The sequence below is a fragment of the Rhizobium sp. SVR5-2C genome, assembly GCF_056755115.1.
This window is the reverse complement of the sequence record NZ_JBNDHT010000694.1, coordinates 1-227: the sequence shown is the minus strand read 5'-3', so window position 1 is coordinate 227 and position 227 is coordinate 1. Positions and strand designations below refer to the sequence as shown.

At 61.7% G+C, this 227-nt stretch carries 1 pseudogene; it reads left to right on the top strand.

Annotated features, from left to right (window positions below):
- Positions 1 to 224, top strand: a pseudogene (locus tag ACPYOI_RS37405) (hypothetical protein); the annotation flags it as partial.
- Positions 225 to 227: the final 3 nt, after the last annotated feature.

Here is a 227-nt window from a genome sequence, read left to right as displayed (position 1 = left end):
GGCGATGCCCCACGACACGGCGATCGCCTCCCGCAGCAAAGGGAGATTCCTTGACATCCGGTCGAGATCGTCTTTCGGCGCCACAAGATCCCTCGTCGGTGGCGGTCCCTCTTCTCGTCGCCATCAACACGTTCTGCGATCATATCGACCGTCTCAGCGGTCTGGGAAAGTTCCTCTCCGAGCGCTACTCGGAGCAGGAAGCCGAAGGCGATGTAGCCTCGTAGCCG